General features: G+C 44.6%; 14 protein-coding genes and 1 pseudogene. 12 read left to right on the top strand and 3 right to left on the bottom strand.

What is annotated here, in order from left to right; translation table 11 throughout:
* The first annotated feature begins 356 nt into the window (after positions 1 to 356).
* Both O9H85_RS32900 and O9H85_RS32905 read left to right on the top strand, forming a co-directional pair.
* Positions 357 to 623: a hypothetical protein gene (locus O9H85_RS32900; RefSeq protein WP_269885600.1), complete on the top strand. Its 267-nt coding sequence runs from the start codon at positions 357 to 359 to the stop codon at positions 621 to 623.
* A 192-nt stretch (positions 624 to 815) separates the two neighbouring features.
* Positions 816 to 1676: an NAD-dependent epimerase/dehydratase family protein gene (locus O9H85_RS32905; RefSeq protein ID WP_269885601.1), complete on the top strand. Its 861-nt coding sequence runs from the start codon at positions 816 to 818 to the stop codon at positions 1674 to 1676.
* A gap of 118 nt (positions 1677 to 1794) precedes the next feature.
* Here the strand turns inward: O9H85_RS32905 and O9H85_RS32910 are convergent, their stop codons facing one another.
* Both O9H85_RS32910 and O9H85_RS32915 read right to left on the bottom strand, forming a co-directional pair.
* Positions 1795 to 2709, bottom strand: coding sequence for a DUF1259 domain-containing protein (locus tag O9H85_RS32910; RefSeq protein ID WP_269885602.1), 915 nt, complete (start codon positions 2707 to 2709; stop codon positions 1795 to 1797).
* Positions 2710 to 2797: 88 nt separating this feature from the next.
* Positions 2798 to 3328, bottom strand: a complete 531-nt coding sequence (locus O9H85_RS32915; protein ID WP_269885603.1) for a ferritin-like domain-containing protein — start codon at positions 3326 to 3328, stop codon at positions 2798 to 2800.
* 125 nt (positions 3329 to 3453) lie between these two features.
* On the opposite strand from O9H85_RS32915, the pseudogene O9H85_RS32920 reads away from it, so the two are divergent.
* The 6 genes and pseudogenes from O9H85_RS32920 to O9H85_RS32945 all read left to right on the top strand — a co-directional run.
* Positions 3454 to 3534 (top strand): annotated as a pseudogene (locus O9H85_RS32920) (tautomerase family protein); the annotation flags it as partial.
* Positions 3535 to 3594: 60 nt separating this feature from the next.
* Positions 3595 to 4224 (top strand): FMN-binding negative transcriptional regulator, encoded by a 630-nt coding sequence (locus O9H85_RS32925; protein WP_269885604.1) that lies wholly within the window; start codon positions 3595 to 3597, stop codon positions 4222 to 4224.
* Between the two features lie 156 nt (positions 4225 to 4380).
* Entirely contained in the window at positions 4381 to 5745 is a 1365-nt protein-coding gene (locus O9H85_RS32930; protein WP_269885605.1) for a spore germination protein, read from the top strand.
* Positions 5742 to 6833 carry a hypothetical protein gene (locus tag O9H85_RS32935; protein ID WP_269885606.1) on the top strand — a complete coding sequence of 364 codons (1092 nt, stop codon included), beginning with the start codon at positions 5742 to 5744 and terminating at the stop codon, positions 6831 to 6833. The genes O9H85_RS32930 and O9H85_RS32935 overlap by 4 nt, the downstream gene beginning before the upstream one ends.
* Complete coding sequence (locus tag O9H85_RS32940) at positions 6830 to 7924, top strand: Ger(x)C family spore germination protein (RefSeq protein ID WP_269885607.1); 1095 nt, start codon at positions 6830 to 6832, stop codon at positions 7922 to 7924. The genes O9H85_RS32935 and O9H85_RS32940 overlap by 4 nt, the downstream gene beginning before the upstream one ends.
* Positions 7925 to 8210: 286 nt before the next feature.
* Entirely contained in the window at positions 8211 to 9116 is a 906-nt protein-coding gene (locus O9H85_RS32945) for a cation diffusion facilitator family transporter (protein ID WP_269885608.1), read from the top strand.
* A gap of 105 nt (positions 9117 to 9221) precedes the next feature.
* On the opposite strand, the gene O9H85_RS32950 is transcribed toward O9H85_RS32945, so the two are convergent.
* Positions 9222 to 10148, bottom strand: a complete 927-nt coding sequence (locus O9H85_RS32950) for an aldo/keto reductase (protein WP_269885609.1) — start codon at positions 10146 to 10148, stop codon at positions 9222 to 9224.
* Between the two features lie 332 nt (positions 10149 to 10480).
* Between O9H85_RS32950 and O9H85_RS32955 the strand changes: the two genes are divergently transcribed.
* The 4 genes from O9H85_RS32955 (at position 10481) to O9H85_RS32970 (ending at position 14450) form a co-directional block, all read left to right on the top strand.
* Positions 10481 to 11497: an amidohydrolase family protein gene (locus O9H85_RS32955; RefSeq protein ID WP_269885638.1), complete on the top strand. Its 1017-nt coding sequence runs from the start codon at positions 10481 to 10483 to the stop codon at positions 11495 to 11497.
* A 17-nt stretch (positions 11498 to 11514) separates the two neighbouring features.
* Positions 11515 to 11916, top strand: a complete 402-nt coding sequence (locus tag O9H85_RS32960) for a Rieske (2Fe-2S) protein (protein WP_269885610.1) — start codon at positions 11515 to 11517, stop codon at positions 11914 to 11916.
* An 18-nt stretch (positions 11917 to 11934) separates the two neighbouring features.
* Complete coding sequence (locus O9H85_RS32965) at positions 11935 to 13431, top strand: extracellular solute-binding protein (RefSeq protein WP_269885611.1); 1497 nt, start codon at positions 11935 to 11937, stop codon at positions 13429 to 13431.
* A gap of 62 nt (positions 13432 to 13493) precedes the next feature.
* Entirely contained in the window at positions 13494 to 14450 is a 957-nt protein-coding gene (locus tag O9H85_RS32970; RefSeq protein ID WP_269885612.1) for an ABC transporter permease, read from the top strand.
* Positions 14451 to 14458 lie beyond the last annotated feature (8 nt).

Consider the following 14458-nt stretch of genomic DNA (forward strand, 5'->3'; position numbering starts at 1 on the left):
GAGCTTGCAGAGCTTATTTAATTTGTTCATAAGAAGATATTTGTAAGCCCTCCATAACATTGGGGGGCTTTTTTTAATGCGTTTTATCCAAGTATATGGGCTTGGGGGAGGCTGATGTGACGGTATTGTCAACTTTTTTTACGCGGAATTAGCTTCTGAACGCTGCCGATGGAAGCTGCCGTATCGTACTTAACAAGGGACTTGTATGAGTCCCGGCAGAAGCTCTTTCGAATTGCTGCGGGATTCATTCCTGCTCAACAATAAAAGTCAGATAATGACGGCAGTATTCGAGTACATTTTCACTAGTGAATTGGTAACCTATTGATGAAAGAATAGATTCATAGGGGGACTGAGGGATGATGATGCAGGAATTGGAAAAATATGCTTTAGCGGCATTAATCATAGGTACAATGTTGATTCTTTGTATCGACGTCGTTAGAAGGAACGAACAAATCGTTCATTCGCTTCATCCGTCGGATGCGGAAAACGAGGAAACGTTCGCAATGCAGGAAGAACCTCTGGTGTATCCCCTTTATGTGGACTGCAGCCAAGATTTAAGCAAAAGTTTTTCTACGCAAAATCCCCCGGAAATCAAATCTCCCGGTCACCAAGCCAGCGCTTAATTAGAATAATGAAAAGGCTTAAAATCCATGAAAAGACTTTATAAATTTTTGCAACTTACTATAATTAACGTAACTAGCTTTAAAAATTGTATTTATATATAAAAAAAGTCACTACTTTCTATCTTATAGTATTAGAATTATAATGGCTTATAGAGATGTTCTAATATAGAAAAAGTAGAGGAGAGAATCTTAATGAAAAAGGTAGTAGTGACAGGCGGCACGGGACGTCTTGGCAAATGGGTGATCAAAGAATTTCTTGAACAAGGATATGAAGTAGTGAACGCGGATATTAAACATCCGGTAGAACCGTTATGCAAAACCGTCATTGTCGATCTAAAAAATCTTGGCGAAGTTTACGGGGTGTTGGCCGGTGCCGATGCCGTCGTACATTTGGCAGCAATTCCAGTCGCCTATTCACATCCGAATGAAGTAACTTTTGAAAATAATGTCATGTCCACGTATAACATTCTTGAAGCGGCTGCAGGGCTTGGCATAAAAAAGGCGGTCATCGCTTCCAGCGAATCCTCATACGGATTGGTATTTGCCGTCAAGCCTTTCGTTCCGCTCTATGTGCCAATGGATGAGGAACATCCGCAGCTGCCGCAGGATAGCTACGGGCTTTCTAAGGTAGTCAATGAGCAAACAGCCCAGATGTTTAATCGAAAAACCGGTATGCAGGTCGTGTCATTTCGCTTAGGAAATGTGATCTCTCCTGAAATGTATGAAAATTTCCCCGGCTTTATCCATGATGCGGAAAAACGCAAGCGGATCCTGTGGAGCTATATCGATACCCGGGACGCAGCGACAGCATGCCGTCTCGCGATTGAAGCGAGCGGGTTGGGAGCGATTGCATTAAATATTGCTGCGGATGATTCGAGCATGGATATAAAGAGCCGCGACCTGATGGCGGCAGTTTACCCGGACGTTAAGGACTTCCGGGCGCCGTTGAACGGTTATGAAACGCTTCTCAGCAATGACAAGGCGAAAAAACTGCTCAATTGGCAGCCGTTTCATTCTTGGCGCAACAATGTAGCCGTTGTACAAGGCGAATAATCATGCGGCACATTTCTTAAATGCTTGAACCGGAATCGGTACTTGAGTTTGCTGAGCCGGGGGATACATGATTGGGGATATCAGCTTCGCTTATACCCTGCGAAGCTGATATTGACATTCAATTTTTCTTTGAATGATTCGTTTTATCCAAAGCTGCTTTTAGACCTCGAGCCAATTTTTCGGGATCATCATATCCCCAGAAATGCATGAAGAATAGTCGTGGAGATTCAACCAACATGTGATTATGGATTGCCGTGACGGTAATACCGTGTTCTGTCAAAGCACGAATGACAGGGTTCACTTCGTTTGCCAAAAGGACGAAGTCTCCTGTTATAGCTGCCATCTTACCGACTGCTTGAAAATTGATAGGTGAAGCCACTCCCATCGATGGCGGAATCACCATATGATTTTCCGTTATCGGTTCTGCGCGCGAAATACTGAACTGTAGTAGATTCCCGCTGCGGTGACCCTTCTGGCCCATAATGGCTTCAACTTTTGACCAATCGAAAGATGAAGGCTGTTGAACGCCGGTAGGCTGAGTAAGCGGAGTACCCGACTTAGCTAAAGCCGCCTCTACGTTGTCGGCGAGCTTCGTAGATTCGCCGTGTCCTGCAACATGCAAATACATCACTCTTGGCATTTCGTTAATAAGGTGATTGTGTAAAGCTGTTATCTCGATGCCGCTGCTGCTTAGCTTTGAGATCACCTTAGGGACTTCCGTTTCAAGCAGTACAAGATCGCCCATCATCATCGTTTCGTTTCCGTGCGGCTTAAAAGCGAGCCATCCGGTAAGTGCGAGACCCGGTTCGATCATGACTTCTCCGACTTTTACTTTTAAATCGGTACGCGGAAACGTAACTTTAAATACGTCGTTTTGTATCGTGCCCTTTCGGTTGAAAATTTGTTCAAGCTTTTTCCAGACGGGTTGTTTTTCGATGCCTCTTTCTTCAGCGAAGATTTTGTCAGCCGGCCAATTGAGCGGTTGCAAGAAAACGGCTGTAATCAGCAAAAAGACTAGGGTAATTTTTTTCATATGTACCTCCGACAGAATAGGTTAGAGCCAAGAACAGCCATATTAACAGGGGGATAACGCTTTGGTTGTCCCCCTGTTCAACTAACGTTTATGGTTGCCCCTGCGTAAGCTCGTAGACAATTCCCGCTTTCTCCAAGTACAGGGAGATCTTCTTTGCAAATTTCTCGTGCTCAAGGAGAATATTCCTAAGTAGAATAGCGGATGCCGGGTCGCCGATTTGATCAAGTTGCGGGATATCGCTCCGCAATTTTGTGAACAGCTGATTCAGCGCGTTCAATTGACTCTGCAGCATTTCACGAACTGCGGGGACTCCTGCCGGCTCAAATTGAAACACCGATGCTTGCGGAAATGTGGTTGGATCTAATGGGATACCGCCAACCGTTACAATGCGTTCCGCAACAGCATCCGCGTGCTGCAATGAATGTTCAGCCCAAGCGTCGAAGCACGAGTGAAGTTCCTTGTATTCGCTTCCTCGGACATACCATTGGTGTTTCTCCCATAGTTCAAACAACTCAAATAATGTTGCTAAGTCCGGATTAAGAATATCTGTGATCTGCTTCACCTTGGCAGAATCGAATCCAATGGGACTTTTTTGTACAATCGATCCATGGTTAGCCATGCTGATAACTACACCTCATAATTTTTAGTGTAACAAGCGTTACCCGAGGTAAAGTTTGCCCGTGAAAATTCTGCATTATGCAAAACAAGGTGCGGTGTACGAATCTTGGTGCTAAAACTATTTATTGGACTTCTATTGTTGAAAATAATGATGCTGAATGGAGTTTTGGACAGGGTGAGGCACAATTTTTAACCGGTAAGTTGTAAGTTTGGAGTGATTTTCTTAAGTAAACGAAGACGATAATTCAACATCGAGAGGTGATACCCATGTATATTCCTCCGCACTTTCAAATTGAAGATGTTGAAATTGCTTACAACATTATAAAAGAATATAGTTTTGCGACTTTGTTTTCTCAACACAATGGCATCCCCTTTGCCACTCATCTGCCATTAATTTTGGATAAGGAGAACAAATACTTATATGGGCATTTTGCTCGCCCGAATCCTCAGTGGAAGGATATTAATAATCAAATTGTATTAGCTGTTTTTCATGGTCCTCATTGCTATATTTCACCCTCATGGTATGAGACGAATACTGCAGTTCCAACATGGAATTATGTGACTGTTCATGTATACGGCGAAGTCGAACTAATAAAGGATGAACAAAAATTAATGGATTCATTGCATGAAATGGTGCTAAAGTATGAAGCTCCTAATAGTTCATACAGATTGCAAGATGTAGACGCTGACTTTCTTGCTGGGATGAACAAAGGTATTCAAGGATTCAAAATTAAGATCAACAAAATAGAGGGCAAAGCAAAGTTAAGTCAAAATCACTCAGAACACCGACAAGAACGTATCATTACTCAGCTGGAACAAATTTCGAATGCAGACGAAAAAAAGATTTCCGCACTTATGAAATCAAACCTAAAAAATAACGCGTTTATAAATGAATGAATATGCAACGAAGACGTACTTCTGCAGGAGATAAGTTCTATCCCCATGAAGCGCGTCTTCTTTTATACTGGTGAATATTCCCTTCGGATTATGGAAACCTAATGATGCAAGGCTTGGATATTCGGCCTTCATTTGAGTTAGAGGGGGTATATTCTCTTGAGAAAATCTGATCTAGAGCAGCGGATGGAGCTATTGAAGCATCGGTTTGCTGCATCCCCGGATCTAATCGATCAAAAGGTAAACCAGGATGAAAAAGAAATTCGGCTTCTTTACTTGGATAGTCTTTGCGACGAAATCAAGATCAAGAAGGATATTATTGATCAATTGTATGACAGCAAAGGAATGGCGGAATTTGAAATGTATATCTCGATGCTGCCGGGCTCCATGACATTTCAGAGCTTTGAGAAGGCAGTTCAGTTTGTCCTAACAGGGCATGTAGCGATCTTATGCTTCGATATCCTCTATTTTCTAGATGTAAAAATAGACATGGCTGCTCAACCGCAGCCAACCACCATCGAAAATACGATTCTCGGCCCGAAAACCGCATTGAGTGAAGATGTGAAGATTAGTTTAGCCCAAGTACGGAAGCGCTACTTGTCCGCTTCCTTGAAAATAGAAAATCAAACAGCAGGTACGATATCGAAAACGGCGATATATCTCGTGTACGACGAAGAGCTGGTCGATCCGGAAGTCTTGAAACAAGTCAAAGAAAAGATTGCCGGGATTAACGAGGAGGTCGTCCAATCGGCAGGTCAACTAGAACAATTGATCAACAGCAAGAAGAAAATGCTGTTTCCCACTATGTTAATGACGGAAAGACCGGATCGTGTGGCGTTCAATCTCGCTGAGGGGAAAATCGCTATGTTAATTGACGGCACGGGGTTTGCTTTGGTGGTGCCATCCGTTTTCTATGATTTTTTCTCCGCGGTGGAGGATTTGTACCTGCCTTTTTGGGTCAGTAACTTTCTTGTTGTCATTCGGTATTTCGGGTTGGCTATCGCTCTGTTGGTTCCAGCAATCTATGTATCGGTCGCGTCGTATAACCCGGAAGTATTTCGGGTTCAACTATCTCTCAGCATTGCCGGAAGCAGGGCTGCCGTTCCGTATCCGTCTTTTATTGAAGTGCTGTTTATGCTGGGGATGATGGAATTATTGACCGAGGCCAGCCTTCGCCTACCCAAAGTAATCGGATCTACGGCTACGACGGTAGGGGGGTTGATTTTGGGGCAAGCGGCGCAGCAAGCTGGTTTGGTCAGCAGCATCATGATCATTGTCGTAGCGGCCGTCGCGATTTCTAACTTTGTTATTCCTATCAATACGATGGGCTTATCCATACGTGTAGCCAAATATCTGTTGTTGCTGTTTAGCAGCATATTCGGGATTATCGGAGTCGTGGGGGCATTCGTGGCACTTGTAATCCATCTATGCAGTCTCCGGAGTTTCGGGAAGCCATATTTCAAATTATTTATCGGCGAACCGGGAGATCGTCCAGTCCGTCATAAAGCGAGAACGATCTCATGAAAACACACTACTTTTTTTATTTGGTCCTAATGGACATGCTGATCAATATTATGGTATATGTTCCTGATATTTTGTTTGAAGACCGTTTTAATGGGGCGATTATGTCGATGCTTTTGACGATCCCCTTAAGCACCACGTTGGCTTATTTGCTCTCGATAGGTTTAATGAAGTTCCCCGGAATGGGTTTGCCGGAAATCTTCAAACTTACTTTCCCGGTATGGATTCGTACTCCGGTATTGATTTATTTGGGCATTAATTGGTCCATTGGGGTCTGGATTGCCTTAACAAATTTCGCTATCTTGGCCAAAAGATATATCAACCCTGATTTATCCCTAGTTGCTGTCCTGCTCTTTTTTCTGGCTGTTGTGGGATGGGGGGCCGTTCAAAACTCCCGGACGGTTCTATATGTTACAGAAATCATTACCTTGCTGAATGTACCGTTAATTTTTTTTATTATGATCAAAGCGTTCACCAGCTCGTATATGCGGTGGAAAGAGATTTTTTCTATGGGGGCCTTTGCGTTCAACTGGCCGACGTGGAGCAGTCTTTCTGCGGCTACGTATTTGTTCAATGGTTATATTGAAATGGTGATTTTACATCGGGAGTTTGAAGGGAAATTTACGACCAAATATCATTGGATCATTCCTATTATGGGATTGCTCAGTTTCATTACGACGTTTGCGGTTCCGATTGGTTTCCATGGCCTCATGGCGGTAGGCGATTATCCGTATCCTTGGGTGGTGACCGCGGATTCCATGCGCTTCAAGCTTGGTTTTGTGGAACGCGTAGTTTTTGTTTTTCTTTTGCTATATATCGGTATATCCATAATGTATGGGATTGTCGCGTGGCATAATTCGATCGAACTTTTAAAAGGGGCATTTGAAAAAACGATAAAAGGCCAATGGCAACGTTATTTCCCTTGGATTTTGTTGGCTCTACTTGCCATTCCTCCGTGTTATGCGGTGGAATTGATCGATCAACCGAAATTGCTCCAGTTTTCACGTCTATGGCTGAATAGCCGCTTGGCCGGTGAAATCGCTTTGGTGTTAACCGTATACCTCTTGGGACGATGGAGAAAGACGGCGTGAAAAAGGGGATTCGATTGTTTGTCGTCGGCTCCATCCTCTTTGTCTTGACCAGCTGTGGATTCAAAGATATCGATAAACGATTCTTTGTTACTGCGATGGGAGTAGATTTGTCGGGAGATCAGGCCAAACCGTACCTTGTGACCTTGAAACTGGCTATATCGAGAACCCAAACCCAACCGGGGAAAGAAGAATTCCTGATCATTCAAGAAAAGGGAGCTACCATAACGGAAGCCGTTCGTTTGATGAAATCCAAGGCGGATAAGGAGTTAGAGTTCGGTCATGCGAAAGTCATCGTGTTTGGAGAAAAATTGGCGAGAGATAATATAAAGAAAACGATGGATTGGTTTAATCGCAGAAGAGATATTCAAAAAGTTGCATTTGTCGCTGTCGGTTCCCCAGATGCAGAATCCATATTAAAATTGAAGCCGAAGTCGGAACAAATTCCGGGGAACGCGCTTATTCTCAGCTTTGCACAGGAAGGGGCGAATTCCGCCTACATTTTGACGGAATATTTATTTGACTTCAACCGAAGGCTCACTACACCGGGAATCGATCCCGTTTTGCCTGTAGTTGAAGTCGGTAAAGAATCTTACAACATCCGCCGGGCAGCAATATTTGATAAAACGAAACTGATTTATATCCTAACGCGGGATGAGACGCGATTATTGAATGAATTGGCATTCCAAATCTCTAAGTTTGAAGGAGTTGTGGAGGCGGGAGACATCAAAATTGCGATATCGTTTGAAAAACTCAGTGTCAAACATAAGATCGTGACACCGGGACAAGGAACTCCTTATGTTCTAGTGAAAGTCAAGGCCGACGGGGTTGTAGAAGAAGCCGATAAAACGTTAGCCAAGAAGGACTGGAAAATCTACGAGAAGGAATCAGAGAAGTCCTTCGAACAGCGTTATTCGATCGTGTTGAAAAAAATCCAGAAATTAGGTGTAGACCCAATTGGGTTTGGGGAAGATTATTTCGCAAGCCATTTTAGCGGGAAATCGGATTGGAAAGCATGGACAGAGCTTTATCCCCAAATCGATTTCCGCTTCAAGGTGAAAGTGGGGATAAAAGGGCCAGGCAACGTCTACTGACCGGCGACTCCTTTGGAAATTTGAAGCGTATCTTTGCCGCGGGAAACGGAATCGTTTCTGAAGCTCCACAGCCTTCTCGCGCAGAAATGCTTTAAATAATAAACGCGGAATGTTTGCCACCTGACCAAACAAGTGCTACAATCATAAGTGTTGATTTTATTGTGTGGTGATATGAGATGAATGTTCAAATGGTTCAACTAAATTTTAAAAATCCTCAAACCTTGGCCGGAAACGGTCAAGGTTTTTTGTTTCCTCGGGGAAAAAATTCTGGTGGGGGTAATGATTTATGAGTCAAGGTAACAAATCTAGTGCATCTATTATTGCCGTTTGGATCAGTTTAATAAGCAATGTGTTTTTAACTATTTTAAAAATATCGGTAGGTTTACTATTTAATAGCCAGGTTTTACTTGCTGATGGTGTTCATAATGCAGGGGATATCATAGCAACGTTTGCTTCATTAACTTCGATGAGAATTTCTAAACAACCAGCGGATGAAGACCACCCTTATGGTCACGGTAAAGCAGAAGTTATCGGTTCAGCAATTGTCGCAATTATATTAGCGTTGGCAGCACTTTATATTGCTTATGAGGCAGTGTTAGCGTTTTTCGAGGAGCCGGCTAAAGCCAGCTTCATTGCTCTTATTGCAGGGTTTATATCTCTTGTTTGGAAGCAAGCATTGTACATTTATACTGTACGGATCGGCAGGGTAGAGAATAGTAAAGGTCTTCTGGCAACAGCTTATGACCACTTGGCTGATGTCTATGCTTCCATAGCGGCTGTTGTCGGAATAGGACTGGCACTAATTGGTGAAACGTATGGGATTCACTATTTATCCTATGGAGATCCGTTTGCCGGAATTATCGTTTCAATTTTAGTGTTTAAACTGGCCTATCATATGGGACAAGAAGCGTTTGACATCCTTATGGAGAAAACGATCGGCGCGGAAAAATTAAGTGATTATGCTTCATTGATCAAGAAAATACCTGAAGTTAAACGAATCGATCGATTACGCGCAAGGGAACATGGGCACTATATTTTAGTGGATATTCGTGTCAGTATTCCGGGTGGTTTGACTGTTCAAGAAGGACATGACATATCACGCAAAATCAAAACGATCATAATGGATAATCATAACGATGTAGATGAAGTTCTTGTTCATTTAAATCCTTGGTATGCAGAAGTTGCCAAGTAAAATATTACTTACAAGCAGGTACTAGATAATGTGAATCTTCGTGGGGATTATGACAAAAAAACCTGAGTGCACTTCATCGTGCATCCCAGGTTTTTTTAAATGATTCTATAATTCGGAATTCCACTGCTGCGGGTGTTCCTCTCCTACATGCTCAGAGGCAGCGGCGTTGGAAATGACCTGTTCCGGACTTTTACAGCCTGGAATGACAGCGGTGACAGCCGGATGCTTGAGGCACCAAGCCAGAGCCCAGGTAGCCATGTCTACGCCGACAGGCACTTCGTGCTCGCGGATTCGCTCGACCTCTTGAAGCTTTCGCAGCGTTTGCTCCTGATCATGCCGGTGTCTTACGTCGTTCTCGGCGAATGTGGCACCCGGCTTGTATTTACCGCTCAAATAACCGCTGGCCAGCGGTACGCGCGCCAGTACACCGAGGTCCTGCCGAATGCAAGAAGGGAAGACGCGCTCTTCAGGTTTCCGGTCTAGACGATTATATACGACTTGAATAACCTGCGAACCCACTTCAGAAGATGCCTCTGTTTGATGCAGATTATCGTTGCTGCCGATGGAAGTGCCCAAATAACGGATTTTTCCAGCCTGCACTTGTTTGTCAAGCATGGTCCAAAGCTCATCTTGATCAAAAGCTTGATCCGATCCGGAGTGGAATTGATAAACGTCGATATAATCCGTCCGAAGCGCTTTGAGAGAAGCCTCTAACTGACCGAGTACATCCTGAGGAGACCAATGTTCGCTGCGATTTAAATGCGCATGAAAATGATGGCCGAACTTCGTTGCAATGACCCAATCCTCACGGTGGCGTCGAGCGATATAATCGCCGATCAGTGATTCTGATGTATGGTCACCATAACATTCCGCCGTGTCAATCAGGTTGATACCGCTTTCTTTGGCTTGATCCAGGATGGCATCCGTCTCAGTCTGTGTAAAAGGCTTTCCCCATTCGCCTCCGAACTGCCAAGTACCTACGCCGATGACCGAAACCTTCAAATCCGTACTGCCGAGTCTGCGGTATTTCATCGTTTCTGGTTCCTCCTCGATACGATTTAAGATAGTGTTAGCTTACGTATCCCATTCTACATTAAATTGAAAGAATCAATCAATCCGATTACTTCGTTTATGACGTTTTTTTCCTTATGCATTCTTTTCTTTAGGAAACATCAGCAATCGCATGACATAATTTTCTTAAATCAAGGATTAACAGTTAAATATGAATAGCCCTATCCTATAAAATAAGTTCAAGCGGATGAAAAGCTGATGACCAGTGGACTTTCGCCTGAGATAACGTTTTTTCAAATAACATCAGAAGGACGTGATTCGATTTGGCTAGAACCGGAATTATTGACTGTGATGTGCACCCTACGCCCAAAAGCATCGATGAAATAAGATCGTATATGAAACAACCCTGGAAAGATCGTTACTCAGGCGGGGGACGGGGGTTTTACGGAAATCCGGTACATGGAGCGCGGCTCGACGCCAAACCCCCAAACGGAGGACCTATTGGCTCGGACCCGGAGTTTGTACGCAAACAGCTGATTGAGGAGTACGACGAACAGCACGCCATTCTTCTTCCAAGAGCTTTTTGCAACCTTCATCCGGATCCTGACTTCGCCACGGCTATTGCCGCTGCTTATAATGATTGGCTTGCGGATACTTGGCTTGATAAATACAATCATGACGGCGTATTTAAAGGTTCTATCACCATTGCCCATCAGGATCCGTTAGCCGCCGCGAAAGAAATTGAGAGGTGGGCGGGACATCCGCATTTTGTGCAGGTGATGACCGACTCGGGTGCCAGGGCACCATTCGGCCAACGTCATTATTACCCTATATATGAAGCTTGCGAGAAGCATGGGTTTCCAATGGCAATCCACCCCGGGACGGACGGCATGGGAATCAATATTCAACCTTCACCGGGATATCCTACACACTATATCGAATGGCATACCTGTTTGTCATTAGGATTTCAAGCTCATCTGGTAAGCTTTTTGACGGAAGGCGTCTTTGAGAAATTTCATAATTTCCGCGTAGTTCTCGTTGAAGGCGGCGTTTCTTGGTTGCCTGCATTGATGTGGCGGTTGGATGCGGAATATAAAGCGCTGCGATTCGAGGTACCTTGGGTCAAGAAAAAACCGAGCGAGTATTTGAGAGACCATGTTCGAATTACATCACAGCCGCTCGAAAGGCCCGAGAACGATCAACATTTGTTAAACATTCTGGAAATGATGGATGCCGAGCATATTCTTATGTTCTCGAGCGATTATCCGCATTGGGATTTTGATTCTCCGAAGGTTGCTTTTCCCAAACTTCCTGATGCTTTAAAGAGACGAATATTTTACGAAAATGCGAAGGAGTTTTACAATTTGTGATGGGGGAGGAAAACGGTATGGCACGACATGTCATCTGCAATGTGACAGAGCTTCCGCCCGGTTCCCGTAAAATCGTTTCGCTGGAGAGCCGTTCCGTGGGAGTGTTTAATGTAAACCATCAGTTCTATGCTCTGAAAAACAGCTGTCCTCATCAAGGGGCCCCCTTATGCTTAGGAACCGTTACCGGTATGACCCTGCCTTCCAAGCCCGGAGAATACATCTATGGGAGGGAAGGGGAAATTATCCGGTGCCCTTGGCATGGCTGGGAATTCGATGTATTAACTGGAAAATCCGTTTACGATCCCCATAAGTGTCTCGTGAAAACGTATGAAGTAGCCGTGGAAACGGAAGAAGAAACAAAATCGGTCGAAACATACACCGTAACCGTGGAAGAAGAGAAGGTAGTCGTATACATATAAATGAGGGAGGGATGCCCTATGGCTAAAATAACCCGTCCGGCCGCAATGCGCTCACTTGTCGGCGTGATGATGTCGGTAATCGTATTATCCGCGTGCGGCAATAACGAGGGAACCCCTGCCGGTTCTAAAAATGATAAGCTGACGATTAAAATCATGTCTTCGCTTCAAACGGAGCCCCCCGATATGAACAGCGCCTTTTGGACCGGCTTGGAGGAAAGAACGAAGGTACACCTGGATATCGACTGGGTGCCGATTAACGATTACATCAACAAGGTCAATTTGGTACTCGCGTCCGGCAGCATCCCTGAAGTTTTGACCGTGACGGACACGAATTTGTCGAGCTTGGTTGACGCCATTAATAAAGGATCCTTTTGGGAGCTGAGCGAGTTTCTGGGTGATTTCAGCAAATATCCGAATCTCAAGAACAACGTTCCCGAAAGCGCCTGGAGACTATTGCGTTATAATGGAAAGATCTACGGACTGCCGCGGACAAGACCTCAAATCGGCGCTGCCGAGCATATAAGGAAAGATTGGCTCGACAAGCTCGGTCTTCCCGTACCGAAAACGATGGACGAACTGCTGGTCACCCTGAAGAAGGTAGTGGAAAGTGATCCCGATGGAAACGGCAAGAGGGATACGATCGGTTTGATGTTTGATGAATCCTATCGAGCGGCTTTCGGCGGAATAGACCCGGAATATACACCGGACGGCGGATTATACCCTAAACAATTGAGTACGGCCTATACGAATATGGTGGAATGGTACAGAAAAGCCTATGCGGACGGGCTGATGTCGCAAGAATTTGCCATCATGAAGGACCTGCAGTATTCCGATATGTTCGGTGCCGGCCTGGCGGCGTTTTACCGGAAAAATCCATGGCACCAATATGGACTCGAGCAGGCAGCCAAAAAAGTGCAGCCGGATGCGAAAGTGGAGCTCATTCCGTATTTGACAGGCCCTAAAGGTACTACGGCTGTTCTGTCACCCGGGTTTTACGGAGCGCTCTATATCCCCAAGAGTGTGCCGAAGGAAAAAGTCGAGAAAATTCTTCAGTTTTACAATAACACAGCCAGTGACGAAATTACCAAGTATATCACTTATGGCATCGAAGGCGTTCATCATAAAGTTGAAAACGGTGTCATAAAAATGACTGACCAAGGAAAAAAGGAGATCAATAATACAACCATCGAGCCGTTCGTACTCAAATTAGATCCTTGGTCCAAAACGGACAGCCCCATTGCTCCCCAAGAGGTTAACTTAAGGAATAGGGAAAAAGTCAAACCGGAGCTTGAGGTGGGGAAAATCGATCCCTTTTCCGTCATTAATTCCTCTTCGTGGGTGACGCAATGGCCCAAATACGACGGCGAATTCACATCAATGAGAACCCAGGCGATCATAGGGAAAATCACGATGGAGCAATACAAGAGCTATATCGACCAGTTAAGAGCGAAGAAGGAATTCGGCCAAGCCTACAAGGAATTCGCCGAAAACTATAAAGCCCTCTTTGGTAAGTAAACGCGGCCGGACCGGGTCTTACAATCCCCGGTCCATTTAAACAATCTGAGGGGAGTGATTTGATGAAAATATTGGAGCAAGGCGTCATCCCTGGGGCCCTATCGAACAAGGAAAAGACATCCTTGTGGAGCACCATGCTGAAATATCGTCATATGTATTTGCTGGTGCTTCCCGGGCTGGTGTTTTTTATCATCTTCAAGATCATCCCCATGTGGGGTCTTCTTGTAGCCTTTCAGGATTATACTCCCATTCTAGGGATGCTTCATAGCAAGTGGGTAGGGTTTAAACACTTTATCGAATTTTTTCAGTACGACTCCTTTTATAATTTGCTTAGAAACACACTCGTCATCAACTTGTTCAGCCTCGTTTTTTTGTTCCCGCTTCCCATATTGCTTTCCATTATGCTGAATGAAGTCCGTCATGAGGTATTTAAGCGCATCAACCAATCGATCGTTTATATTCCCCATTTTTTATCGTGGGTCATTATCACAAGCTTAACTTTTTTCATGCTTTCTACGGACGTCGGCTTAATCAATAAAGCGATCCGCGGCATGGGGCATGAACCGTTTCCGTTTTTAAACGAGCCCCATTATTTTTGGGGGCTGCTGACGATCCAAAATATATGGAAGGATATGGGGTGGGGGACGATTATCTTTTTGGCTGCCATCGCGGGTGTGGATCCCTCCAGATATGAAGCTGCAGTCATAGACGGTGCTAGCCGTATGAGGCAAATTTGGCATATCACTCTGCCTGCGATTCGTCCCACTATTCTTATCCTGCTGATCCTTCGATTGGGACATATTGCCGATGTCAGTTTTGAGCAGGTGTTGCTGATGCTGAACCCTCTCGTGCTTTCCGTTGGCGATGTATTCGATACGTATGCCTATAAGCAGGGAATATTAAGCGGTCAAACAAGTGTAGGAGTAGCTGTCGGCATGTTCAAAGACGTCGTAGGTCTCGTCCTCGTATTAATCTCCAATTATGTTGTGAAAAAGTTGGGACACGAGGGGATCTACTAGGAGGGAGG

It is taken from the genome of Paenibacillus gyeongsangnamensis, assembly GCF_027533625.1.
In the GTDB taxonomy this organism is placed as follows: domain Bacteria; phylum Bacillota; class Bacilli; order Paenibacillales; family NBRC-103111; genus Paenibacillus_G; species Paenibacillus_G gyeongsangnamensis.